25 protein-coding genes are annotated in these 22,187 nt (G+C 58.3%); 13 read left to right on the plus strand and 12 right to left on the minus strand.

Annotated features, from left to right (window positions below; all coding sequences use genetic code 11):
* Positions 1-102: 102 nt before the first annotated feature.
* From ACR0KL_RS03200 to ACR0KL_RS03210, 3 genes are read left to right on the plus strand one after another with little or no spacing between them, the layout of a single operon-like run.
* Positions 103-531: a VOC family protein gene (locus ACR0KL_RS03200; protein WP_170374130.1), complete on the plus strand. Its 429-nt coding sequence runs from the start codon at positions 103-105 to the stop codon at positions 529-531.
* A complete protein-coding gene (locus ACR0KL_RS03205; protein ID WP_170676565.1) occupies positions 498-1,232 on the plus strand; it encodes a DUF1194 domain-containing protein in 735 nt (244 codons plus the stop codon). The genes ACR0KL_RS03200 and ACR0KL_RS03205 overlap by 34 nt, the downstream gene beginning before the upstream one ends.
* Complete coding sequence (locus tag ACR0KL_RS03210) at positions 1,229-1,942, plus strand: DUF1194 domain-containing protein (protein ID WP_170676567.1); 714 nt, start codon at positions 1,229-1,231, stop codon at positions 1,940-1,942. Before ACR0KL_RS03205 ends, ACR0KL_RS03210 begins: the two co-directional genes overlap by 4 nt.
* On the opposite strand, the gene ACR0KL_RS03215 is transcribed toward ACR0KL_RS03210, so the two are convergent.
* The 3 genes from ACR0KL_RS03215 to ACR0KL_RS03225 form a co-directional block, all read right to left on the minus strand.
* Positions 1,936-2,433, minus strand: a complete 498-nt coding sequence (locus ACR0KL_RS03215) for a winged helix DNA-binding protein (RefSeq protein WP_170676569.1) — start codon at positions 2,431-2,433, stop codon at positions 1,936-1,938. The genes ACR0KL_RS03210 and ACR0KL_RS03215 overlap by 7 nt on opposite strands.
* A gap of 77 nt (positions 2,434-2,510) precedes the next feature.
* A complete protein-coding gene (locus ACR0KL_RS03220) occupies positions 2,511-2,768 on the minus strand; it encodes a succinate dehydrogenase assembly factor 2 (RefSeq protein ID WP_170676571.1) in 258 nt (85 codons plus the stop codon).
* Positions 2,761-3,159, minus strand: a complete 399-nt coding sequence (locus ACR0KL_RS03225; protein ID WP_170374367.1) for a helix-turn-helix transcriptional regulator — start codon at positions 3,157-3,159, stop codon at positions 2,761-2,763. The genes ACR0KL_RS03220 and ACR0KL_RS03225 overlap by 8 nt, the downstream gene beginning before the upstream one ends.
* A gap of 92 nt (positions 3,160-3,251) precedes the next feature.
* On the opposite strand from ACR0KL_RS03225, the gene ACR0KL_RS03230 reads away from it, so the two are divergent.
* Positions 3,252-4,454 carry a pyridoxal phosphate-dependent aminotransferase gene (locus ACR0KL_RS03230; RefSeq protein ID WP_170676573.1) on the plus strand — a complete coding sequence of 401 codons (1,203 nt, stop codon included), beginning with the start codon at positions 3,252-3,254 and terminating at the stop codon, positions 4,452-4,454.
* Between the two features lie 13 nt (positions 4,455-4,467).
* Positions 4,468-4,869, plus strand: coding sequence for a hypothetical protein (locus ACR0KL_RS03235; RefSeq protein WP_170676575.1), 402 nt, complete (start codon positions 4,468-4,470; stop codon positions 4,867-4,869).
* A gap of 3 nt (positions 4,870-4,872) precedes the next feature.
* On the opposite strand, the gene ACR0KL_RS03240 is transcribed toward ACR0KL_RS03235, so the two are convergent.
* From ACR0KL_RS03240 to ACR0KL_RS03250, 3 genes are all read right to left on the minus strand, one after another.
* Entirely contained in the window at positions 4,873-6,225 is a 1,353-nt protein-coding gene (locus ACR0KL_RS03240) for an MATE family efflux transporter (protein WP_480776629.1), read from the minus strand.
* A 149-nt stretch (positions 6,226-6,374) separates the two neighbouring features.
* Positions 6,375-7,304 (minus strand): polyphosphate kinase 2, encoded by a 930-nt coding sequence (gene ppk2, locus ACR0KL_RS03245; RefSeq protein WP_170676577.1) that lies wholly within the window; start codon positions 7,302-7,304, stop codon positions 6,375-6,377.
* Between the two features lie 124 nt (positions 7,305-7,428).
* Positions 7,429-8,037: a peroxidase-related enzyme gene (locus ACR0KL_RS03250; protein WP_170676579.1), complete on the minus strand. Its 609-nt coding sequence runs from the start codon at positions 8,035-8,037 to the stop codon at positions 7,429-7,431.
* Positions 8,038-8,192: 155 nt separating this feature from the next.
* On the opposite strand from ACR0KL_RS03250, the gene ACR0KL_RS03255 reads away from it, so the two are divergent.
* The 3 genes from ACR0KL_RS03255 to ACR0KL_RS03265 all read left to right on the plus strand — a co-directional run bounded on the left by ACR0KL_RS03255 (position 8,193) and on the right by ACR0KL_RS03265 (position 12,234).
* Positions 8,193-8,741 (plus strand): NYN domain-containing protein, encoded by a 549-nt coding sequence (locus tag ACR0KL_RS03255; protein WP_480776630.1) that lies wholly within the window; start codon positions 8,193-8,195, stop codon positions 8,739-8,741.
* A gap of 111 nt (positions 8,742-8,852) precedes the next feature.
* Positions 8,853-10,811 carry a DNA topoisomerase IV subunit B gene (parE, locus tag ACR0KL_RS03260; protein WP_170374141.1) on the plus strand — a complete coding sequence of 653 codons (1,959 nt, stop codon included), beginning with the start codon at positions 8,853-8,855 and terminating at the stop codon, positions 10,809-10,811.
* A gap of 1,141 nt (positions 10,812-11,952) precedes the next feature.
* Positions 11,953-12,234 (plus strand): DUF1496 domain-containing protein, encoded by a 282-nt coding sequence (locus ACR0KL_RS03265; RefSeq protein WP_170676585.1) that lies wholly within the window; start codon positions 11,953-11,955, stop codon positions 12,232-12,234.
* A gap of 13 nt (positions 12,235-12,247) precedes the next feature.
* On the opposite strand, the gene ACR0KL_RS03270 is transcribed toward ACR0KL_RS03265, so the two are convergent.
* Positions 12,248-13,018, minus strand: coding sequence for an alpha/beta fold hydrolase (locus tag ACR0KL_RS03270; protein ID WP_170676587.1), 771 nt, complete (start codon positions 13,016-13,018; stop codon positions 12,248-12,250).
* A 103-nt stretch (positions 13,019-13,121) separates the two neighbouring features.
* Here ACR0KL_RS03270 and ACR0KL_RS03275 point away from each other — a divergent pair, with 103 nt between their 5' ends.
* The 3 genes from ACR0KL_RS03275 to ACR0KL_RS03285 all read left to right on the plus strand — a co-directional run bounded on the left by ACR0KL_RS03275 (position 13,122) and on the right by ACR0KL_RS03285 (position 15,821).
* Entirely contained in the window at positions 13,122-13,949 is an 828-nt protein-coding gene (locus ACR0KL_RS03275; protein ID WP_419739984.1) for a hypothetical protein, read from the plus strand.
* An 89-nt stretch (positions 13,950-14,038) separates the two neighbouring features.
* Entirely contained in the window at positions 14,039-14,776 is a 738-nt protein-coding gene (gene ygfZ / locus ACR0KL_RS03280; protein WP_480776631.1) for a CAF17-like 4Fe-4S cluster assembly/insertion protein YgfZ, read from the plus strand.
* 109 nt (positions 14,777-14,885) lie between these two features.
* Positions 14,886-15,821, plus strand: coding sequence for an ABC transporter transmembrane domain-containing protein (locus ACR0KL_RS03285; RefSeq protein ID WP_170639490.1), 936 nt, complete (start codon positions 14,886-14,888; stop codon positions 15,819-15,821).
* Between the two features lie 55 nt (positions 15,822-15,876).
* On the opposite strand, the gene efp is transcribed toward ACR0KL_RS03285, so the two are convergent.
* Positions 15,877-16,440 (minus strand): elongation factor P, encoded by a 564-nt coding sequence (gene efp, locus ACR0KL_RS03290; RefSeq protein WP_170459112.1) that lies wholly within the window; start codon positions 16,438-16,440, stop codon positions 15,877-15,879.
* 218 nt (positions 16,441-16,658) lie between these two features.
* Here efp and ACR0KL_RS03295 point away from each other — a divergent pair, with 218 nt between their 5' ends.
* The gene (locus ACR0KL_RS03295) at positions 16,659-16,979 is read left to right on the plus strand and encodes a DUF6280 family protein (RefSeq protein WP_108785849.1); all 321 of its coding nucleotides are present in this window, start codon (positions 16,659-16,661) and stop codon (positions 16,977-16,979) included.
* 67 nt (positions 16,980-17,046) lie between these two features.
* On the opposite strand, the gene ACR0KL_RS03300 is transcribed toward ACR0KL_RS03295, so the two are convergent.
* Positions 17,047-17,616, minus strand: a complete 570-nt coding sequence (locus ACR0KL_RS03300) for a cobalamin biosynthesis protein CobQ (RefSeq protein ID WP_480776632.1) — start codon at positions 17,614-17,616, stop codon at positions 17,047-17,049.
* A 60-nt stretch (positions 17,617-17,676) separates the two neighbouring features.
* Here ACR0KL_RS03300 and ACR0KL_RS03305 point away from each other — a divergent pair, with 60 nt between their 5' ends.
* Positions 17,677-19,134: a cobyric acid synthase gene (locus ACR0KL_RS03305; RefSeq protein ID WP_170676592.1), complete on the plus strand. Its 1,458-nt coding sequence runs from the start codon at positions 17,677-17,679 to the stop codon at positions 19,132-19,134.
* Between the two features lie 4 nt (positions 19,135-19,138).
* Here the strand turns inward: ACR0KL_RS03305 and ACR0KL_RS03310 are convergent, their stop codons facing one another.
* From ACR0KL_RS03310 to ACR0KL_RS03320, 3 genes are all read right to left on the minus strand, one after another.
* Positions 19,139-19,894 carry a hypothetical protein gene (locus ACR0KL_RS03310; RefSeq protein WP_480554514.1) on the minus strand — a complete coding sequence of 252 codons (756 nt, stop codon included), beginning with the start codon at positions 19,892-19,894 and terminating at the stop codon, positions 19,139-19,141.
* An 86-nt stretch (positions 19,895-19,980) separates the two neighbouring features.
* The gene (locus tag ACR0KL_RS03315) at positions 19,981-21,399 is read right to left on the minus strand and encodes a TolC family outer membrane protein (RefSeq protein ID WP_170676596.1); all 1,419 of its coding nucleotides are present in this window, start codon (positions 21,397-21,399) and stop codon (positions 19,981-19,983) included.
* 94 nt (positions 21,400-21,493) lie between these two features.
* Positions 21,494-22,147 (minus strand): protein-L-isoaspartate O-methyltransferase family protein, encoded by a 654-nt coding sequence (locus tag ACR0KL_RS03320; protein ID WP_170676598.1) that lies wholly within the window; start codon positions 22,145-22,147, stop codon positions 21,494-21,496.
* Positions 22,148-22,187: the final 40 nt, after the last annotated feature.

The following is a 22,187-nucleotide window of genomic DNA, read 5'->3' on the forward strand; positions in this document are numbered from 1 at the left end:
CGTAAACGGCGCGAAGTTCGAAATCGTGTTCGCCGCCCCTCTCGACACCTCGCGCAACCGCGCTAAGCTGCGCACCAAGCGAAGAAAAGGAGGAAGGCCAAGATGGGGCTGAGATATTTGCACACCATGGTCCGCGTGAAGGATCTTGAGAAATCAATGGCGTTCTATGAGCTGCTAGGCCTGAAGGAAACGCGCCGCCACGAAAGTGAACAAGGCCGGTTCACGCTGATCTTCATGGCCCCTCCCGGGCAGGAGGATCGCCCGCTCGAGCTGACCTATAACTGGGACGGTGACGATGCGCTGCCGAGTGACAGCCGCCATTTCGGTCATCTCGCCTATGGTGTCGACAACATCTACGAGACCTGCCAGCACCTGCAGGACAATGGCGTCGTGATCAACCGCCCGCCTCGCGACGGTCGGATGGCGTTCATTCGGTCGCCCGACAACATCTCGGTCGAGCTGCTGCAGAACGGTGACGCACTCGAGCCCGCCGAGCCATGGAGCAGCATGGAGAGTACCGGGCACTGGTGATCCGCACTCTGACAGCACTGGGGTTGGCCGCGTTGGCCAGCCCCGCGCAGGCCGAGGGCTGCCGCTTGGCCCTTTTGCTGGCGCTGGATATCTCGGTCTCAGTAGATCAGGCCGAGGATGCGCTGCAACGTCAGGGCCTTGCCGCCGCGATGCTCGCGCCCGAGGTTCAGGCCGCTTTTTTCTCGTCTCCCGCTCCTGTTGCGCTGGCCGTTTATGAATGGAGCGGCCGATCCACGCAGCACGTTGTCTTGCCTTGGAAGATGATAGAAAACGAAGGCGACCTGCTGGCAGCCGCAACCCGGATCAGCCAGTCCGAGCGTTCAGATTCCGGGTCTGCCACCGCGATGGGGCATGCGTTGGCTTACGGAGCCACCATGCTAAAGGATGGTCCGAACTGTCTGTTTCGGACCATTGATCTCTCCGGAGATGGGGCGAACAATGACGGCTATGGCCCTAAAATCGCTTACAAACATTTTCCCTTCGACGCCGTTACGGTGAACGGGTTGGTGATCAATGCCGCCGATTTCGAGGGCGAGTTGTTTCTGGTTCCATTCTTCCAGGAAAACGTTCTGCACGGACCGGGTGCTTTTCTTGAAATCGCGCAGGGGTTTGAAGACTTTGAGCGTGCCATGCGCCGCAAGCTGGAACGAGAATTGAGCGGCTTGCAACTCGGTTCTCTGCAAGAAACAGGTCATAGATGACCCGGTTGCTCACGATTGTTTGTTGCCTTCTGGCAGGATCCGTTTCCGCGCAATGTCGCCAAGCTCTGGCGCTTGGGTTGGATGTGTCCGGCTCTGTCGACGTTCACGAGTACAGGTTGCAGATCGACGGCTTGGCCGCCGCGCTGCGGCGCCCTGAAATCCGCAAGATCATATTGGCAAATCCCGCATTTCCCGTTCGCCTTGCGGTGTTCGAATGGAGCGAACCCGGCCATCAGCGCGTGCTTGTAAAATGGACCGAAATCCGCACCGAATCTGATCTAGGCAGGATCGCGGCGAGACTGGGAGACGTGACCCGCAGCGCCGCGCCGCAAGGCACAGCCGTGGGCGATGCGATGCTGTTTGGCGCGGACCTCTTGAATCAACAACCGGACTGTTGGAAGCGCACTTTGGATTTGTCCGGAGATGGGAAACATAATCTCGGCCTCCATCCACGCGCCGCCAAAGCGTTGCTGCAGGATACGGGCATCACCATCAACGGTTTGGTGATCGGTGTCGACGACTCCAACTACGGCGACCAACGGGATGTCCAGATTGGAGAGCTGTCAGCTTATTACAACGCCTGGGTCATCCTTGGCCCCGATGCGTTTGTCGAGGTCGCACTGGGTTTTGAGGCCTACAAGGACGCCATGACCCGCAAACTGATCCGAGAGCTGCAGGGGATCATCCTATCCCAAGCCTCTGATCAATAGATATAGCGGATCTGGTCCGTCCAATAGCGTTCGACCCGACGCAGCGAGGTGGTGATATCTTCAATCCCTTCCGACCCCAGAACGCCGCGGTTCTGTAACCCTTCGGCATGGCGCAGAAACAGCTCGGACACGATATCGCGAATCTCGCGCCCCTGTGGCGTCAGACGAACGCGGACCGAGCGCCGGTCAATCTCGCAGCGTTGGTGGTGCATATACCCCATCTCGACCAGTTTCTTGAGGTTGTAGCTGACATTGCTGCCCTGATAGTAGCCGCGGCTTTTCAATTCGCCAGCGGTCACCTCATGATCGCCGATGTTGAACAGCAAAAGCGCCTGAACCGCGTTGATTTCCAGCACGCCCACCCGTTCGAACTCATCCTTGATGACATCCAGCAACAGACGATGCAGACGCTCGACCAACGCAAGCGCCTCAAGATAGCTGGTCATGAAACCTTTGGCCCCCGACGCAGAGACCTGCATTTCCACACTCATCCGACCCTCCGATTCAGCCGTGTCGTTTCAGACACGATGACCTGAATTTCCGAAAAATCGGTTAAGTCTGATTTTCTTTATTTTTGAAACGTTTGCGCGATATCCAAGATCAGTTCAGCAAAAGGATCAGGCGTATTCACCTGCCCTGTGACCCATTGATACAGGTCCTGATCGTTTTCCTTCAGAAGTGCGTCATACAAATCCAGCCTGGCCGCATCCATCGTGTTCAGGTTGCGTTCGGCATAAGCCGACAGGATCAGGTCCATCTCTTTGATCCCACGCCGCATGGATCGCATCTGCAGACGTTTGATCCGAACCTCGCGTGTTTCAGTCATTCTTGTCCTGCTCCAGCATCAAACGCAGTTTCTTTTCCAAACGGGCGGCCCGCTCCGCGCTGGCACGCATCTCGCCACGAATGGCACGCAATTCGGCAACCGCGCCCGCCAGTTCCAGACTGGCTTCGCCCTCTTCTACCGGGGCCTCCATGCCTTCGCCTTCCCCGGTCAGCAGCCACATGATCGAGACGTTGATCATGCCCGCCATCATCGACAAGCGATTGGCGCGCGGTTCGGACAGGTCGTTCTCCCAGGCCGCGATCGTCGCCTTCTTGACCCCCAGACGGCGTGCCAATTGTGCCTGCGTCATCCCCGCCGCTTCGCGCGCCCCGGCTAGTCTGTCTCCGAACGTTGCAGCATCCGGTCCGTACCAGTCGGTTTCGTCGTTCATCGGGGTCTCCAATTCTGGTGTCTCATACAGCTTGATCGTCAATCGGGCGCACCCTATGACAGACAGGTTGAACATACAAACCGAGGCCGCTCATGAGTTTCCTTTCTGCGACATTGTCACGCGTAAAACCCTCTCCGACCGTTGCGATGACCGCAAAAGCAGCCGAGTTGAAAGCCGCCGGGCGCGATATCATCGCCCTCAGCGCGGGTGAGCCGGATTTCGATACGCCGCAAAACATCAAGGATGCAGCCGTTGCGGCCATTGCTGCGGGCAAGACGAAATATACAGCGCCCGATGGCATTGCCGAGCTGAAACAGGCGGCTTGCGCCAAGATGAAACGCGATCATGGGCTGGACTACACACCCGCGCAGATCTCGGTTGGAACAGGCGGTAAGCAGACGCTATATAACGCGTTGATGGCGACGATGAATGAAGGTGATGAGGTTCTTATCCCTGCGCCTTATTGGGTCAGCTATCCCGATATGGTCCTGCTGGCGGGCGGAACGCCTGTTGTGGTCGAGACCACTTTGGAAAACAGCTTCAAATTGACGCCCGAGCAGCTTGAAGCCGCGATCACACCCAAGACCAAATGGTTCATCTTCAACTCGCCCTCGAATCCCACAGGCGCGGGCTATAGCAGGGACGATTTGAAAGCGCTGACCGACGTTCTGATGCGCCACCCGCATGTCTGGATCATGTCGGACGATATGTATGAACACCTTGCCTATGACGGGTTCGAGTTCTGCACGCCGGCCGAGGTTGAGCCTGGCCTCTATGATCGCACGCTGACCTGCAATGGCGTCTCCAAGGCTTATGCGATGACCGGCTGGCGGATCGGCTATGCCGCCGGTCCGGTCGAGATCATTGCCGCTATGCGCAAGATCCAGTCCCAGTCTACGTCGAACCCTTGCTCGGTCAGCCAATGGGCAGCGGTAGAGGCGTTGAACGGCACGCAGGACTTTCTGGCCCCCAACAATGAGACATTCAAACGCCGCCGCGATCTGGTCGTCGGCATGTTGAACGCCAACGAGGGAATCACCTGCCCGACGCCTGAAGGCGCGTTTTATGTCTACCCCTCCATCGCGGGGCTGATTGGCAAGACCACGCCGCTAGGCACGGTGATCGACTCGGATGAAGCCTTTGCTACCGCCCTATTAGAAGAACATGACGTTGCCGTCGTCTTCGGTGCAGCCTTTGGCCTGTCGCCGAACTTCCGAGTGAGCTACGCAACCTCGGATGAGGCCTTGACCGAAGCCTGCACGCGTATCCAGCGTTTCTGTGCCTCTTTGACCTAAGCCGGAGCCACGCATGACCGCAGAGCTGCCAGAGTATTATTTCCGTGTCCGAGAAAACGGGGCCGTGGTGTTCAGGATCGACACCGAGAATCGGCAGCAGCGGATCGAGATGGATCAGATCGCGGTCATCAATATCCGCAACGGAGAGGTCAAGCCACATGGTCAACGCAGCCTGACCGAGGCCGACAAGGCCGAGATCGCCCGATGGATGGATGCGCGCAAGGCCCTGCTGGCCCAGCGCGATATTGACGATATTCACCGGGCCGTCGACTACCTGAACCTGACCACGCAATGGGCGCAGTCCAAAGCCTCGGAGGAACAGCTTGAAGAGGTAACCGGCCGGCTGTTGATGGCGATGCACGATTTGCGCTCGGTTCTGGTGCGCAAGAAAGCGGATCGGCTGAAAGGCGGCTGAGGGTTACTCGGCCGGTACGCCCACCTCGCGGACAGATCGCATCCAGAACCGCGCCATCAGCAAGACCGCCGCAAAGGCCAGCCCGAGCACAAGGCCCATCCAGACGCCAATTCCGTCCATGCCCTGCACGAAGCCGAAATAGTAGGAGGCCGGGATTCCGATCACCCAATAGCTGAGGGCTGCCATGATCATCGGCACTTGTGCATCCTGCAAACCGCGCAGCAGGCCCAGCGCGATAACCTGCGCACCATCGACCAGCTGAAACAGGGCTGCCATGGCCAAAAGGCCGGTGCCAATCGCCAAAATCTCGCCGCGCTGTGCGTTGTCGGCCTCCATAAATAGCGAGATCAGAGGCTCGGCACAGGTTAGGAACAGTATGATCGTCAGCACGGACACGACCAGAGACATCCCCGTCACCGCAATCGCGCCACGCTCCAGATGCGCGCGGTCGCGGCGGCCCAGCGCGTTGCCCGCGCGAATGGTCGCCGCGTTTGACAGGCCCAGATGCACCATGAAGGTGGCCGAAGCGAGGTTGAGGGCAATCCCATGCGCCGCCAGCGGCACCTGCCCCAGCCACCCCATCATAATCGCTGAGGTCGCAAACAGTGTGACTTCGGCAAGTGTGGTCAGGCCAATCGGAACGCCCAGCCGCAAAACCCTGCCAAACATGTCCCAATCCGGACGCCAGAAGCGTTGAAACAGACTGTGTTCCGGCAGCACCCGAACCGCATAGATGACAACCGCAACCAGAGATACGATCTGAGTCACCACGGACGCAATTGCTGCCCCCATGACCCCAAGCTCGGGCGCGCCCCAATTGCCGAAGATCAATGCATAATTCGTGACGCCATTCACGACCGCAGCGATCACGGTGATCCATAGCACGATCTGAGTACGCTCCAACGCGGCCAGATAGGACTTCAGCACCATCACCAGCAGCGCAGGAAACAACCCCCATCCTGCAACGCGAAGATATTCCGAGGCGGTCTGCGCCACCTGCGGCTCCTGTTTCAGGGCAATCAGGATGGGATAGGACCACCATAGCAGTGGCATCATCAGTGCGGCATAGAGCAGTGACAGCCACAAGCCCATGCGGGTCGAGCGGCGGATGCTGGTCTCATCCTCTTCCGCGGCGGCCGTCGCTACCATGGGCATAACGGCCCAGCCAAATCCGGCCCCAAATAGGAACAACACAAAGTAGTAGCTGCTTGCCAGTGTCACTGCGGCCAGGGCCTCAACCCCGTACCAGCCGAGCATCACTGTATCGGTTAGGCCGATTGCGAACTGCGCCAAATGCCCGCCAACCAGCGGTAGGCCAAGCACAGCAATCGCCCGGAAATGGGCGGGATATGTCATCACTTTCGTCATCTCGCCAGCCATAGGCCCGCGCCCTGCCCAAAATCAAGGCAGAAAAGAAAAACTCAGTGTGAGACTTTAGATGGAAGCCCGCCGAAAGAAGAAGCCGTTGCAGGTTGGCACTAAACGGCTTCTTTCCACTTTGCGTTTTAGTTGGATTTGGCGTCCGGGTGCAGCGCCGTTCCGAGAATATGATCCGAGCGGTGAATCACATGATGCGCCTGACCGACGATCAGCGGATCAGGCTGATCAACTACGGAGACGTCTTTGTCCGGATAATCCAGCGTCGACAGGAAATGGCGCATGCAGTTCAGGCGCGCGCGTTTCTTGTCGTTGGATTTGACGACGGTCCATGGCGCATCGGCGGTGTCGGTGTAGAAGAACATCGCCTCTTTCGCCTCAGTGTAGTCGTCCCACTTGTCCAAGCTGGCCTTGTCGATGGGCGACAGCTTCCACTGTTTCAGTGGGTCGGTCTCGCGGCTCTTGAAGCGGCGCTGCTGTTCTTCCTGTGTTACCGAGAACCAGTATTTGTAGAGATTGATGCCCGAGCGTACCAGCATCCGTTCCAAATCCGGGGTTTGACGCATGAATTCCAGATACTCGTTGGGATCGCAAAAGCCCATCACCCGCTCAACGCCGGCACGGTTGTACCAGGAGCGGTCGTAGAACACCATTTCGCCAACGGTGGGCAGCTCCTGAATGTAGCGCTGGTAATACCACTGGCCTTTCTCCTCCCACGTCGGCTTGTTGAGCGCGACGACACGCGCCTGACGCGGGTTGAGATGTTCCATGAAGCGCTTGATGGTACCGCCCTTGCCCGCAGCGTCGCGACCCTCGAACAACAAAACGAAACGCTGGCCCGTATCCTGAGCCCAATGCTGAACCTTCAGCAATTCGGCCTGCAACTTGGCTTTCTGCGTCTCGTAGTGCTTGCGTGCCATCTTGCGACCATAGGGGTACTTCCCGCTTTCGAACGCGTGCCGAATCTTCTCGGCGCTGGGCACGGCCGGTTCGGGTGCAGGTGTCGGCACTACCTTGATGTTAACGGCTCCGGGTTTCTTCTGGGCGGTCGTTTCCATTCAGCTGTCCTCTTGTTGTTCTTGTCTTGAGAACGAGCTAGCAAAAAGCGCAAGATCCCGCGTTGATTGGGATCAAATTGGGACGAATTTCGACGAAAAAACTGGGGCTTCCGAGATGACCAACCTAGCGGTGCCCCCAATCATCGGGATTATCCGAGTTGCTAGGCGACAGCCCCAGCACGTCCCCCTTAGTCGAACAGCCCAAGCCTAGAACCGTTCGGTTGGCGTAGTTGAAATATGCGCAGACCTGATTGATCTCGAGGATTTCTCCGTCGTCCCACCCGGCGTCGCGCAGGGCTGTGACATCGGCCTCGACCATGGCGCCGGGCGCCTCGGTCAACTTACGCGCATGGTGCATCGCTGCGATCTGCGCCGCGTTCAAAGGCGCGGCCTCCGGGTCGCCCGCCTCAATCGCCGCGCGGATCGCATCACCCCTTGGAGGATCGGCCAGAAGCCGTTGCAGACCGTTGAAGTGATGCTCGACGCAATAGGAACAGGTGTTCAACGCACTGACCCAAACACCGAGCGTCTCCAGAAACCATTTGGGGATCGTGTTGGCCGAATGATGCAGCACGTTTTTGTACAGCGTCATGTGGCCTTCCATCGAATGCGGGCGCAGGGAATGCGCCATCATGATGTTGTCCACATTATTGTCGGGCCCAGTCACCCGGTCATACAACTTTTTTAGCTTACCGGTCGCTTCCTGAAATGGCACGGTTTTGATCCAGCTCATTGAAACGAGGCCCCTTTTTCCTTGAACATTTTAGGTCACACACAGCTTGGCTACATTTGAGGCAAACAATCAACCGCTATTGAAAACAGATGCCAAAAGGGTTGAACTCCCTCCAGATTCTTCACCCCAGACGCGATTCCTTGCCAGAGGCCACCGTGCGTATTCTCATTTTTGCTTTTCTTCTATCCTCCGCCGCTACTGCCTTTGCCGCGCTCTCTCTGATTTCAACCGATTGGCTTTTGCTAACTGCCCCTTGTGCCATGGCGAGTGCGCTTTTGATCCTGGCAAGGTGGCTTAAACACAAGCCACGCAGCTGGGCCGTTGTCGACGGATCGAATGTCATGCACTGGAAGGATGGCGAACCTCGCATAGAAACGGTGCGAGAAGTAGTCGAGAAACTGACCCGCGCGGGTCTAACGCCCGGCGTAGTCTTCGACGCCAATGTGGGCTACAAGATCAAGGGCCGCTACCTGCACCACAACGCCCTTGCCGATCTGCTAAACCTGCCCGAGGATCGCGTCATGGTGGCCCCCAGCGGTACGCCCGCCGACCCCCTGGTGCTGCAAGTTGCAAAAGATTATAGAGCAATCGTCGTATCAAACGACCGCTTCCGCGACTGGGCCGAGGAGTTTGGCGCGGTTTTGCAACCGGAGTATTCCGTGCGTGGCGGGTACAGGGATGGGGCGCTTTGGCTGTCTTTGTAGGGTGTCAATCGCCGACATTTGGGCAATCCATCCACAATACCTCGGGTCCCTCTTCCCCCGACCCACATCACCTGCCATAATGGGGGAAACTCAAAAACAAGAGCAGCACCGATGCCCGACGATCTGTTGACGCCCAGCGCGACCGCCACTTATGACGCCTCCTCGATCGAGGTGCTTGAAGGGCTGGAGCCGGTTCGAAAACGCCCCGGTATGTATATCGGCGGCACCGATGAGCGCGCTTTGCACCACATGGTCGCTGAGATTCTCGACAACTCCATGGACGAGGCGGTCGCTGGTCACGCCAACCGGATCGAGGTCGAACTGCATTCCGATTACGCCCTGACCGTACGCGACAACGGGCGCGGTATTCCTATCGACCCGCACCCCAAATTCCCCGACAAATCCGCGCTTGAGGTCATCCTATGTACCCTGCACGCGGGCGGCAAATTCTCGGGCAAGGCTTATCAGACCTCGGGCGGTCTGCACGGTGTGGGTGCGTCGGTCGTCAACGCGCTGTCGGATTCGATGGTCGTACAGGTAGCGCGGGACAAAACGCTGTTCGAGCAGCGATTCTCGCGCGGGATCCCCCTGGGTCCAGTCGAAAAGGTCGGCGCGGCGCCGAACCGGCGCGGTACGACCGTAACCTTCCACGCGGATGCCGAGATCTTCGGTCACCATAAGTTCAAACCGGCGCGGCTGTTCAAATCCATCCGCTCCAAGGCCTACCTGTTCTCGGGCGTCGAAATCCGCTGGAAATCTGCCATTGATGACGGTGAAACACCAACCGAGGCCACGTTCCACTTCCCCGGCGGCCTGTCGGACTATCTGAAGGAGACGATGAACGGCTCCTCCACCTATGCCGAGCAGCCCTTCGCGGGCACCGTGGACTTCAACGAGAAATTCGGAACGCCGGGCAAGGTCGAATGGGCGATCAATTGGACGCCCTCGCGCGACGGGTTCATCCAGTCCTACTGTAACACCGTCCCCACGCCCGAAGGCGGCACCCATGTCGCCGGTTTCTGGGCGGCGGTTCTTAAGGGAATCAAGGCCTACGGGGAACTGATCAACAACAAGAAGGCCGGTCAGATCACCCGCGATGACCTGATCACCGGCGGCTGCGCGCTGGTGTCGTGCTTTATCAGCGAGCCCGAATTCGTCGGCCAGACCAAAGACCGCCTTGCAACGGTCGAGGCGCAACGGCTGGTCGAAAACTCTGTCAGGGACCATTTCGACAACTGGCTGGCGGCTGACACCAAGTCCGCCGGCGCGATTCTGGACTTCCTCATTCTGAGGGCTGAGGAACGTCTGCGCCGACGGGCCGAGAAGGAAACACAACGCAAATCCGCCACTAAGAAACTTCGTCTCCCCGGCAAGCTGGTGGACTGCTCAAGTTCAACACGCGACGGAACCGAATTATTCATCGTCGAAGGCGATTCTGCGGGCGGATCGGCCAAAATGGGTCGCGATCGCAAGACACAGGCCCTTTTGCCCCTGCGCGGCAAAATCCTGAATGTGCTGGGCGCGGCCAGTTCGAAACTGGGCACCAATGCCGAGATCAACGACTTGACCCAAGCTCTGGGTGTGGGCCTTGGCACCAAGTTCAACGTCGACGACCTGCGCTATGACAAGATCATCATCATGACCGACGCGGATGTGGACGGGGCGCATATCGCCTCGCTGCTGATGACGTTCTTCTTCACCCAAATGCGCCCGATGATCGACGCGGGCCACCTTTACCTCGCCTGCCCGCCCCTCTACCGCCTGACCCAAGGGGCCAAACGCGTCTATTGTCTGGACGAGGCCGAGCGTGACGAATGGCTTGAAAAAGGTCTGGGCGGCAAAGGCAAGATCGACGTCTCACGCTTCAAGGGGCTGGGTGAAATGGATGCCAAGGACCTGAAAGAGACCACGATGGACCCGGCATCCCGCAAACTGATCCGCGTCACCATCGACGAGGACGAACCCGGCGAAACCGGCGATCTGGTCGAGCGCCTGATGGGCAAAAAACCCGAACTGCGGTTCCAGTATATTCAGGAGAACGCGCGGTTTGTGGAAGAGTTGGATGTTTAGTGGCTAACAAGAAAATCGGCACCTGCCTCCTCACTGGGAAGACCGACAAGCTCGTCAAATGCCATATTTTACCGCAAGCCTTCACTCGTCCTGCAATAAACGGTGAGCCGCTTCTTCAGTCGACAAAAGGTGAAGGCCATAGAAGGCGTTGGACGAGTTGGTATGACGCTTCACTAGTGGCACGTGCCGGCGAAGACATTCTAAGCGCGATCGATGACGTAGCTATAAAGGAACTGAGACGAGCGAAATTGGTGTGGTCAGGTTGGGGAATCGTGCCACCGGTTTTCGAGCCGATTGGCCCGTACCTGCCAGACCATGGCCTACGTACCGTCAAAAAAATCAATCAGGAAGCCATCTGGAGGTTTTTTTGGAGTATCGCATGGCGAGCTAGTGTTTCCCAAATAGCTGATATGAAGTACTTTCAGCTTCCCGAGGAAGTTGAGGTAATGGCGCGAGATGCCATCTTGAAGCAGAGAACCTCATGCTTGGAACTTCCAGTGTCACTTATCCAGTTGTCTACCAAGGGAGAAGCACACAATCATTCCCCATCATTGATACGAAATTACAACCAAGTTCAGATGGCAAAAACGAGAAGCAGGTACCTTTCGCTAGAGTTTACGTAGATGGGTTAGTCGCGCACCTTGAGTTCTCGCCAATATCCAAAACACACGACGGGGATCTCTCAATCTGGCTTGGCGATCGACCTAACATTGCTGTCAGCACGATTTCATACGAAGCCTCATTTCACTATCAGAATATGCTGAACATAGCTTACGAAAGCTATTTTGGCCCTCTTAGTGAGTCTGCCTAACTATTCCCAAGCAATCCTTCTCGCCCATGTAAGTCGATAACGCGCGGCATCTTCGCCCCCCGAAGCAAGCGTAGGATGGGTTTCCAACCCATCAAATTTCCCGCCTCCAGATGGGTGTAAACACCCATCCTACACCACCACAATCCCGGCGTCCGATCTCAGCGATATCCCCGTAGGCCGGGCTTCAGCCCGGCACACCGCAACCCCCTTGCCTAACCCGTTGATCCCGTTCACACTTACCCTCAAACCGTCATCCAAGAACGACATTTGAGGTTCCGAGCGTCCAAGACCCAATCTAACCACGAACAGAGTTTCGAACAGGAGGACGACATGAAAACACTTACCCTAGGTCTGGCGCTGGCCGTACTGGCCTCGACCGCCGCCGCGCAGCAAACGCTTAGCCTTGCATCGCCCATACCGGATGGGGCCGAGAGCCGGTTCTGCTACTACGAAGGCTTGGCCTATTCCGAAGACGCCTTTGTCCTGCTGGTCGGCGACAACACCGTCACCGACACAATTTCCACCGTGCAGGAACGCCTGTTACGATGCCACCGCGACAGCGACGGTACCCTGAAATGGCGACCACAGAGTACATTCTCTACCAATAACTAACGAGCCTGCCGCCCTACCCCACCTTTTGATCCAGCCAGTCCGCGATCTGCGCGACTGGTCCCTCCCATCCCGGTTCCATGAACAAGAAATGTGCGTGGTTTTCGGCAGGCAAAAAGGTCGCACGGTCTCCGTAGAGATCCGCTAAGGCGCGGCAGGTGTTGGGGTTCACGGCCCGGTCCTCGGTGCCGGACACTATCAGCACGGGGCATTCGACCTTGTCGATATCCACTTTCATCGCGTGGTGGTCGTCGAACATCCAGAAGAACATCTCGAACATCACCCGCCCGCTTTCCGGACCAAGCCGATCGAAGACCGCGTGTTGTTGCGCCTCGGGCAGCTTGTTCAGCGCGAACGGGGCCATGAGATCGAAATCGACCCGCATGGGCTGCTTCCAGAAGGCCCCACCCTCCATCAACGCACGCGGCACGGCGCGTTCATCGTCGGTCTCGGGCAGAGTGCCCCAGGCGGCGTTTGGGTTGATCAGCACGATTGCACTGGCCAGGCCGCGCGCGGCGACCTGTTGCGCCACGACCCCGGCAATGGCGTGGCCCAGCAGCACAGGCTTGCTGTCGAGCCCTTCGACAAACTCCGCGATATCATCCGCATAGTCCATGACGCTCGTGTCAGTCAGGCCCGGATCAGGTTCGGCCTTGGGGTCCGCATCGTGATACCGCAGAGCCGGGGTGTGGACCGTCCAACCGCGGTCACGGAAAAAACCAGCGTAGTCCTCCATACACCAAGGGCCGGCAAACGCGCCGTGGATCAGGACAATATGCTTCTTCATAAAAACCTCCCACCTATTTCCGCCCAGTATGGTCATCCTGAAAGACGAAACAACAGCGCGTGATCGCTGTTGCGTGAGGGGGCGGACCACTTAAACTTGTCTCATGACTTTTGTGACCGAAAACCAATTGCCTCTGCTGATCCTATTCTTCCTGATCGGATCGGTTGGAACGGGCTTTCTGTTTCGTAAACCAGCCGGGCACAGGGCGTGGAAGCTGGCCGATTTGGTTTGGGTGGTCCTCGGCGGGATCGGCGCTCTGGTAGCCGTTCTAGCGGGGCTTTATACATCCGACAGCTCGCGGCTGGATCGGCAGATAGACGTGGCCTACGCAGCATCCTCGGCTTTTGACCGTGATGCGGCGCGGTTCCGGTTGCGGTTTTGCGACCCCGCCTATGACCCCGACACCGGTGCCTTGTGCGAAAAGGTCGAGTTTCTGTCGGCCTCAACCGCCAGCAATACCGATCTGCCTCTTTTCATCGCGGTCACAAACGAGGTCGCCCCCCTGCAGGGTTTGCATTTCCTGTTCGGTCGGCAAGAAAAAGACGAGATGGAGGAGATGGCTGCCAAAGCCGATGCATTCGATATTGAACAATTTCTGGTCTTCACCTCGCTGGATGACGAAACCCAAACCGCCATCGACAATTTGCGCCGCAAAGTCCCCGCAATTGCCGGAGACTATCTGATCCTCGCCCAAAGCTACGATGAGCTGATCGAGCAGGTCAGCAAGCTGAAAGATGAATGGGAGTATCTGCAGGCCAACGCACACATTCTTGTTCTACAGATCGTAGCGCTGTGTCTTGTCAGTTTTGCCGCGCCCTTCCGATTGGGGAAATCCATTGTCGAGCTGCGGACAACGCTGCATCCTGACGCGCCGCAGGAGGTGACCGATACAGCGCCTGACAGCCCTAGCAAAGCGCAGGCAGACAGCTAGTGCAGGCCTGTCAAAGCACCGAAACCTACTGGTCTCGGCCACAAAACTCCCTATATCTCGGGGCCGAGGCAGATGATAAGGACCACGCCATGCCAACCCGTCGCATATTGCGCCTGACCGGCTCGGATACCGAGAGCTTTTTGCAGGACCTGATCACAAATGACATCAGCGGGCTGGATGCAGGGCTGGTCTATGCCGCGCTATTGACGCCGCAGGGCAAATACCTGGCCGATTTCTTCCTGAAACGCGACGGCGACGCCGTGTTGCTGGATGTGGCCGAGTCGTTGGCGGATGGCCTGATCAAACGGTTAGGCATGTACAAGCTGCGGGCGGATGTGGCGATCGAGGCCTCGGACCTTAACCTGCATCGTGGCACCGGGCCTGCGCCAGAGGGCGCACTGCCTGACCCGCGTCATCCTGACTTGGGCTGGCGGGCTTACATCGCGTCGACGGAAAGCGATGATGATACCGATTGGGACGCAATCCGCGTGCGCCATTGTATTCCCGAAACCGGCATCGAATTGCACCCGGACAGCTATATCCTCGAATCCCGGTTCGAACCGCTGCAGGGCGTCGACTTCAAAAAGGGCTGCTATGTCGGTCAAGAGGTGACTGCGCGCATGAAACACAAGACTGAGCTGCGCAAAGGACTGTGTCGCGTCGCCATCGACGGGGCAGCCCCTGTGGGCAGCGCGATTGAGGCCAACGGCAAGCCGGTGGGCACCCTGTTCACGCAATCGGGCGGCCACGCCATCGCCTATCTGCGCTTTGATCGGGCAACCGGTGACATGCAGGCCGACGCGGCCACGATCCGTCTGATCGACTGATTTTTTGTTGCTCAATCGGCACGTGGCCAAAGCGGTTTCAACGCTGACCCTTTGAACCCCGGTCCCCGCCCTGCCACAGTGCGGCTATTCGAATGAACCGGATACCCGCATGCTCAGACTTTACTCCGCAATTTGGCGCGCAAGCGCCGGGCGTCAGATCCTACTGATCCTACTCTCGGTGGCCGTGGCCGCTCTGGCCGCTGTTCCGCTGGAGTTTCAACGCGCAATCGTCAACCATCTGACCTCGCTCGATGTGGGCGCAGAACGCCTGGTCTATCTGGGTCTTGGCATGATGGGGGTGATCCTGCTGAGCCTCGCGTTGAAATGGGTTCTGGGTTACCGCGCGGGTACTTTGGGCGAGGACATGATCCGCTTGATCCGCCAACGCCTGCTTTGGCGGTCCTCAGACATCAACGAAACCGGCGAGAGCGTGCGCAAGGGCACCATGACCACGGCAATCTCGGCCGAGGCGGAGGAGCTGGGCAAATTCGCAGGCGGCGCATTCTCGGACCCGGTGGTCCAGATCGGCACGTTGATCAGTGTCATCGGCTATATCTCATCCACGCAGCCGGGGCTGGGCCTGATCGCCTTTTCGATGATCGTGCCGCAGATCATCATCGTTCTGGTCTCGCAGCGCAAAGTGAATGTCTTCGTGGCCGAACGCGTCCGCATCCTGCGCAGTGCGACCGATCAGCTGACAACCGAGGATCTTGACGCGGTCGAGCAGGATATCAATGCCCTGTTCGACGACATCTATGAAACCCGCAAACGAATGTTCCTGTGGAAGCTCTCAGCCAAGTTCTTGCTGAGCGTGATCAACGGCGCGGGAACGGTCGGCATTTTGATGCTAGGCGGCTGGCTGGTGCTTGAAGGAAAAACCGATGTGGGGACCGTTGTGGCCGCCACCAGTGGCCTCGGCCGCATTCAGGGACCCACGGCCTTCTTGATCGCCTTTTACCGGCAAGTCAGCGCCAACCGGATCAAGTATGAGTTGATGCTAGAGCTGTTTGGCCCTGATCCGACACGCTATCGCCACCGCACATAAAAAGACCGCGCAGCGGCAGGCTAGCGCGGTCTGTTTCAATACATACGGGCGGCGATCAGGCGCGCTCAGAATATTCCATGGTTTCGGTGTTCACCACAATCATCTCGTCCTGACCGATGAACGGAGGCACCATAACCTTGACGCCATTGTCCAGAACCGCCGGTTTGAACGAGTTCGCAGCGGTCTGACCTTTGACCACCGGCTCGGTCTCGACGATCTGGCAAGTGACCTTTTGGGGCAGCGTGGCGTTCAGCGCCTCGGATTCGTAAAACTCGACCACGATGGTCATGCCGTCCTGCAGAAACGGGCGACGCTCGCCCAGCAGGTCTGCAGGCAGTTCGATCTGCTCATAGGTCTCGGCATCCATGAACACCAGCATGCCGTCGGATTCGTACAGGAACTGCTGATCCTTCTGTTCCAGCCGCACACGCTCGACCTTGTCCGCCGACCGGAACCGCTCGTTCAATTTAGACCCGTTGCGCAAGTTGCGCAGTTCGACCTGTGCAAAAGCGCCGCCTTTACCGGGCTTTACATGGTCTACTTTTACAGCCGCCCACAGCCCGTCATTATGCTCAAGCACGTTGCCGGGGCGAATTTCGTTCCCATTGATCTTGGGCATGACATAATTCCTTCACAAACGGTTGATGCGTCAGTTGTCGTCCCTATATCTGGCAGGACCATCCCTGACAAGACAACGACACCTAGTGCTGCACATGCAGCAAGCCATGCAAATGACGCAACGCAACTATGCATTTTAGCTGTATCCGAATCGGAGCTAATAGGTCATAAGGACCGTCACGCCGAAAATGCAAGAGCAAGAACAACAAGGAAGACGAGATGAGAGATTTCGTTGACGGCACTGCCTTTAACAATGAGCAAGGCAATCGTGCGCGTAAACTTTTCGCGGCTGTTGTGCTGGCCGCACTGGATGATGCCATCGCCGATGACAAGAAATACGGCAACGGCCCCGAACAAATCGCCCGCTGGGCCCGCTCGCGCGATGGTCGCGAGGTGCTGTCCTGCGCGGGTATTGACCCGAATGAGCGGGTTGTTAGCGGATTGATGGACTTCGTTGGCCGTGGTGTGCGGACTTCCGTCGCCCTGTCACGCGAAGAAAGCGAGCGTCGCAACGCCGCCCAACAAGCCGAAGCCGCCTGATCCAAGGCGATTTCACTACGAAAAATCGCGCCTCCAGACTTTGGGGCGCGTTTTTCTTTGGCTCTGCCTAGAAGAACAGAACCCATTGCCGTGCGATCCAGATCTCGGCCGCCAGCAGCAGCGCGAAGAAGAGCTTTGCGGACAACGAAAGCCCCCTGCTCCAAAGCACGACATAAGAGCCGACGCATAGCGCGATTGACACCGGCATAACCCAAATCGAGTGATGCGACGTGTCCCAATAGCTGACCGGGCTGTGAAAGACCCAATCGCTCAGTGGCCAGAAATGAGGGCGCCCGTCCCCCGCATGCAGCCCGAAATCCATCATTATATGCAATAGCCCTGCCGATGCCGCGACCGACAGGACTCGCCACCCCCGCCAAAGCCCCAGCGCCAGTGCCAGCCCCCACAGGATGAACGAGTTATCGATGGCGAAAACCGTCTGCCATTGCGGTGAAAAATACAGTTCGTCGAACACCACATGTGGCGGGATGTTGAGAATATGCAAAGACACCCCCGCCATCAGGTACAGCGACAGGTCCGGCAACAGCGACCCCAGCACAGCCGCCCAAAGGATGCGCCCGCGTGCAGGCCGCGCAAAGGCGGCTGCGCCGATCAAAAGATGCGCAGGCGTGTTCATCTGGGGCTTTCCCTTTGGCGTCAAATCAGGTCATTTGCCCCCAACATATAGGAGACGCCAATGGTTCGCGCCATCATGATTCAAGGCACCGGCAGCAATGTCGGCAAATCGGTTCTGGTTGCCGGGTTGGCGCGAGCGTTCACGCGGCGCGGTCTGAGGGTCGCCCCGTTCAAGCCGCAGAACATGTCGAACAACGCGGCTGTGACAGAAAACGGAGGTGAAATCGGACGCGCACAGGCCTTGCAAGCGCGCGCAGCCAAACGCCCGACCCATACGGATATGAACCCGGTCCTGCTCAAGCCCGAAACGGACACCGGCGCGCAGATCATCGTGCAGGGGCAGCGTGCCGGAACCATGAAGGCGGGCGACTATCGCAAGGACAAATCCAAACTGCTGGGGGCCGCGCTCGAAAGCTTTGACCGGCTGTGCGGCGACGCTGATTTGGTCCTGATTGAGGGCGCGGGCAGCCCGGCTGAGACAAACCTGCGCAAAGGTGACATCGCCAATATGGGTTTCGCCTGCGCGGCCGGGGCTCCAGTAGTGCTGGTTGGCGATATCCACCGGGGCGGTGTGATTGCGCAAATCGTGGGCACTCAGGCCGTGCTGGACGAGGGCGATCTGGCGATGATCCGTGGCTTTGCCGTCAACCGCTTCAAAGGCGATGTATCTCTGTTTGATGAAGGGCGCGATGATATCGCCTCACGGACCGGCTGGCCTTGCCTGGGTGTTGTGCCCTGGTTCCACGACGCATGGAAACTACCCGCCGAAGATATGATGGACATCCGCTCTCATACCGGTGGGGCCTGCAAGGTTGTGGTGCCTCAACTGGAGCGCATGGCCAATTTCGACGATCTGGACCCTCTGTCGGCTGAGCCCGGCGTCAGTGTCGAGATCATTCCCGCAGGCCGCCCCCTGCCCGGTGATGCCGATCTGGTGCTGTTGCCCGGCAGCAAATCGACCATCGGTGATCTGACCTATTTCCGGAAGCAGGGCTGGGATATCGACCTCTACGCACATGTGCGCCGTGGTGGTCACGTTTTAGGTCTGTGTGGCGGATATCAGATGCTAGGGAAAACGATCTCAGACCCCGAAGGCGTGGATGGCCGCCCCGGCACGGTTGAGGGCCTAGGGCTACTGGACGTTGACACGGTCATGGCGGGCAAGAAACACGTGACCCTAACCGAGGCTTGCGCCCTGCCAAATCGCGAACCCGTCAGCGGCTACGAGATTCACATGGGCCGCACCGAAGGGCCTGATTGCGCACGTGCCTGGCTTGAGGTGCAAGGACGCCCTGAAGGAGCAGCCAGTGCCAATGGGCGCATTCTGGGCAGCTATCTGCATGGGATTTTCTCATCCGACGCCTTCCGTGCGCAGTACCTGTCGGGTTTGGATGTCACCTCCGAGACCGCATACGAAGACGGAGTCGAACAGGCGCTGGATGATCTGGCAGACCATCTTGAACAGCATATGGATCTGGATCTACTGCTGGAGCTTGCTCAGACGCCGCAACGGGCCTGAGCTTCTATTCCAGCTCTTTGGCGGTCAGCGCGCGGTGAATCTCACGCCGGACCATCTTGCGGACATTTCGGGTGATGCGTTCCCCCAACGCGCCCTGAAGCTCGGACCGGACAACCTCGGCGATCATCTCACGCAAGGCCTCCTCCTCGGACGCAGACAACCCGATCTCGTCCTCGATCGCTTCCTCAGGCGCGTCGTCTTCAACTGGGTCTGCTTTAGGAGTGTCCCCATGCCGAACGAATGTCGCCGGTTCTTCTTTCGCGGCATCCGCCTCGCCTGAGGGCGCATCCACATCCTCGGCGTCCTCCTCTTCAAAGGTGGGCGCAGGTATCCAATGCAGCGCCTTCGAGGGCGTGCCGGAATACGCGTCGTCGCTGTCTCCGTCCGGCTCCCATTGGTCCTCGGTTCGCGCGATGGCGGCCTCAAGGGCTTCAATCTTGGCACTCAGGCTGCCGGTCGGGTTGTCCGACGTGGTCTCGTCGCCGACCTCCTCAGCACCATCGTGATTGGCTGCTTCGCCCGGCTGAACAATATCACAGGCCCGCAGGAGCATCGGCTTTGCCGAATCCTCGGGACTGTATTTAGGTTCCAGTTTCAGGGGTTCGGATTTTGGCGCGTCACCAACGCGCAGCGCGTCCGTCAAGACCAATCGGCCCGGCTTGCGTGGAGCGGCCGCAGTATCGGTATCCGACACTTTGCGACCGTCTTCGCTCACCAGTCGTTTTACCGACGACAGTACATCCTCGATACCTGAGGTCATGACGCTATCCGACATTGTTCTCTACCGCTCTATTCTTGAGACCAAGTGTAGCCAAACACGTCGGGCGTCACAACCAGTAGTATAGATCAGTCCCGCCGCAACGCTTTGAGAACGCGATCTAGATCCTTGCTTTGCTTGCTGACCTGCGCCGGAGCCTTTTTGACCAGATTGTAGTACAGCGTCGGATCATAGATCTGCACCGCAAGCCCCAGACGTTCAGCCGTCAGAAGGCCTTGCGCCTGCAGCAGCTGGTATGCCGCCAATGACCGTTCCGTGCGCGAGGCCACCTCGGCCAATTGGGCATCCAGAAGATCCTGCTGAGCGGTCAGCACGTCCAGCGTGGTTCGCGCGCCCAGCGTCGCCTCTTCGCGAATCCCGTCAAAGGCCACTTGCGAGGCCCGGACCCGCTCGGTCGAGGCCGTCAGGCTGGCCGTTGCCGTTTGGAACCGAACAAAGGCATCTGTCACGCCTTGCGTGATGTTCTTCTGCACGTTCAGCAGATTGGCCCGCGACGAATCCCGGGTTGCCATCGCGCGACGTACGTTGGCTGCAAGACGACCGCCTGCATAGATCGGCTGGTTGAAGTTCAGCGAAACCGTGGCGTCGTTGATGTAGTCATCATTGTCATATCGCTGCGTCACACCCGCATCCGCGTTCAGGCTGACATTGGGCCCAAGGTTGGCGCGTTGTTGCTGCACGATCAAATCCAGCGCCCGCACCTGGTGCTGAGCCGATAGAATCGCCGGGTGATTGCGCTGCGCGAGGCTGATTGCCTCGGATTGCGAGCGTGGGAGATTCGGAAGCCCCGGCTGCCCAGCCGTACGCCCCGGCAGTTTGCCGACCGCATTCACATATTCGGCCTGAGCAGTGCTGAGATCCCCTTTGGCATCCGCAAGATCCGCGCGCGAACTGGCCAGCTGCGCCTCAGAAAGAGCCACGTCGGTACGCGTGACTTCACCCACTTCGAAGCGGTCATTCGAGGCCCGAAGTTCCTCGCTCGACAGATCGACGTTGTTTTGCCGAATCTGAACTGTTTCTTCTTGCAGCAGGACGCTCAGATACGCGGTTGCGGCCCGGAAAAGAACTTGCTGCTCGATATCGATCAGCGACTGTCGCGTCGACAGAACCGTTTCCTGTGCGGACTGCTTGCCCAGCACCGATGCCCCGCCATCATACAAAAGCTGGCTGAGCGTCAGACCCGAGAAGAATCGCGACGGGTCGGTGCTTGTTCTGACGGAGTCAGTTCTTGTTCTCGTGTAATCCTGACTGACCTGAACCGTCCAGTTGATGATCGGGCGCAGCGCGGAAAGTGCAATTGCTACGTCTTCATCCGCTGCCCGCAACAGGGCTCGGTTCTGTTCCAGCAGACCGCTGGTGTTATACGCTCCGATGAACGCATCTGTCAGATTGTCAGCCCAGACGGCCCGTCCGGGAACAGTACTCAGGGCAATGGCCGCAGTCACTGCAAGCGCTTTGACCAGCTTTCCCGCTGTCTTTCCACGCATACCAAATCCTCTCAAATCGAAATTACGCTGCCTCTCCGGCAGTTTGCGTCTTTATGTTCAACTAATCAAGGTGGTGGAAACAACAGTCAGCGGACTATAGCGAAAATGCACACTCTTGGGAAAAACCGTCCAAAACCAGCGCACTGGCGTTGAAGGCATCCCGCCAACTGACCACACCACCGGCCTTGCGACCGATGCGAACCGTACCCAGTTGCCCGTCCACAAATAGACATGCGATCCGGCCCTGATCCTTCAATTGGTCCAGCACCGCGTCGGGCACATGTTCGACACCACCTTGTATCATAATCACGTCATAAGGGCCATGCTCGGCAGCCCCTTCTTCAAGAGGACCTACATGGATGACGGCATTATCGACGTTTTCTTCCGTCAGCACGCTTTGCGCCTCAGAGGCAAGATGTTCGTCGGATTCGACGCCTACCACCAGCTGCGCCATTCGAGCGGCGATTGCGGTCGAATACCCGTAGGCCGACGCGATATCGAGGACCATTTCTTCATTGGAGATATTCAGCGCATCCAACATCTTGGCTAGAGTGCGCGGCTCAAGAATGCAGCGGTTGTTGCCCAGATCGATCAACCCTTCGACATAGGCCGCTTCGCGCTGTGCAGTTGGCACAAAGCTTTCACGCGGAACGGACAGCATCGCGTCGATAATTGGAAACTTGGTCACATCCGAGGGTCGTACCTGCGTATCAACCATGGTGCGGCGCCGGGCTGCGAAATCTGACATCTGATCTCTCTTTTCAATCCCTTGGATAAATGGCTTGTGC

The organism is Ruegeria sp. C8 (genome assembly GCF_056537565.1).

Excerpts from the sequence above, each read along its gene's own strand:
- ACR0KL_RS03315 (WP_170676596.1), bottom strand. The coding sequence starts at position 21,399 with ATGCGTGGAAAGACAGCGGGAAAGCTGGTCAAAGCGCTTGCAGTGACT.
- ygfZ (WP_480776631.1), top strand. The coding sequence starts at position 14,039 with ATGCCAACCCGTCGCATATTGCGCCTGACCGGCTCGGATACCGAGAGC.
- ppk2 (WP_170676577.1), bottom strand. The coding sequence starts at position 7,304 with ATGGAAACGACCGCCCAGAAGAAACCCGGAGCCGTTAACATCAAGGTA.
- ACR0KL_RS03225 (WP_170374367.1), bottom strand. The coding sequence starts at position 3,159 with ATGAACGACGAAACCGACTGGTACGGACCGGATGCTGCAACGTTCGGA.
- ACR0KL_RS03285 (WP_170639490.1), top strand. The coding sequence starts at position 14,886 with ATGCTCAGACTTTACTCCGCAATTTGGCGCGCAAGCGCCGGGCGTCAG.
- parE (WP_170374141.1), top strand. The coding sequence starts at position 8,853 with ATGCCCGACGATCTGTTGACGCCCAGCGCGACCGCCACTTATGACGCC.
- ACR0KL_RS03295 (WP_108785849.1), top strand. The coding sequence starts at position 16,659 with ATGAGAGATTTCGTTGACGGCACTGCCTTTAACAATGAGCAAGGCAAT.
- ACR0KL_RS03275 (WP_419739984.1), top strand. The coding sequence starts at position 13,122 with ATGACTTTTGTGACCGAAAACCAATTGCCTCTGCTGATCCTATTCTTC.
- ACR0KL_RS03310 (WP_480554514.1), bottom strand. The coding sequence starts at position 19,894 with ATGACCTCAGGTATCGAGGATGTACTGTCGTCGGTAAAACGACTGGTG.
- ACR0KL_RS03205 (WP_170676565.1), top strand. The coding sequence starts at position 498 with ATGGAGCAGCATGGAGAGTACCGGGCACTGGTGATCCGCACTCTGACA.
- ACR0KL_RS03300 (WP_480776632.1), bottom strand. The coding sequence starts at position 17,616 with ATGAACACGCCTGCGCATCTTTTGATCGGCGCAGCCGCCTTTGCGCGG.
- ACR0KL_RS03220 (WP_170676571.1), bottom strand. The coding sequence starts at position 2,768 with ATGACTGAAACACGCGAGGTTCGGATCAAACGTCTGCAGATGCGATCC.
- ACR0KL_RS03265 (WP_170676585.1), top strand. The coding sequence starts at position 11,953 with ATGAAAACACTTACCCTAGGTCTGGCGCTGGCCGTACTGGCCTCGACC.
- ACR0KL_RS03240 (WP_480776629.1), bottom strand. The coding sequence starts at position 6,225 with ATGACATATCCCGCCCATTTCCGGGCGATTGCTGTGCTTGGCCTACCG.
- ACR0KL_RS03250 (WP_170676579.1), bottom strand. The coding sequence starts at position 8,037 with ATGAGCTGGATCAAAACCGTGCCATTTCAGGAAGCGACCGGTAAGCTA.
- ACR0KL_RS03320 (WP_170676598.1), bottom strand. The coding sequence starts at position 22,147 with ATGTCAGATTTCGCAGCCCGGCGCCGCACCATGGTTGATACGCAGGTA.
- ACR0KL_RS03200 (WP_170374130.1), top strand. The coding sequence starts at position 103 with ATGGGGCTGAGATATTTGCACACCATGGTCCGCGTGAAGGATCTTGAG.
- efp (WP_170459112.1), bottom strand. The coding sequence starts at position 16,440 with ATGCCCAAGATCAATGGGAACGAAATTCGCCCCGGCAACGTGCTTGAG.
- ACR0KL_RS03230 (WP_170676573.1), top strand. The coding sequence starts at position 3,252 with ATGAGTTTCCTTTCTGCGACATTGTCACGCGTAAAACCCTCTCCGACC.
- ACR0KL_RS03210 (WP_170676567.1), top strand. The coding sequence starts at position 1,229 with ATGACCCGGTTGCTCACGATTGTTTGTTGCCTTCTGGCAGGATCCGTT.
- ACR0KL_RS03270 (WP_170676587.1), bottom strand. The coding sequence starts at position 13,018 with ATGAAGAAGCATATTGTCCTGATCCACGGCGCGTTTGCCGGCCCTTGG.
- ACR0KL_RS03305 (WP_170676592.1), top strand. The coding sequence starts at position 17,677 with ATGGTTCGCGCCATCATGATTCAAGGCACCGGCAGCAATGTCGGCAAA.
- ACR0KL_RS03215 (WP_170676569.1), bottom strand. The coding sequence starts at position 2,433 with ATGAGTGTGGAAATGCAGGTCTCTGCGTCGGGGGCCAAAGGTTTCATG.
- ACR0KL_RS03235 (WP_170676575.1), top strand. The coding sequence starts at position 4,468 with ATGACCGCAGAGCTGCCAGAGTATTATTTCCGTGTCCGAGAAAACGGG.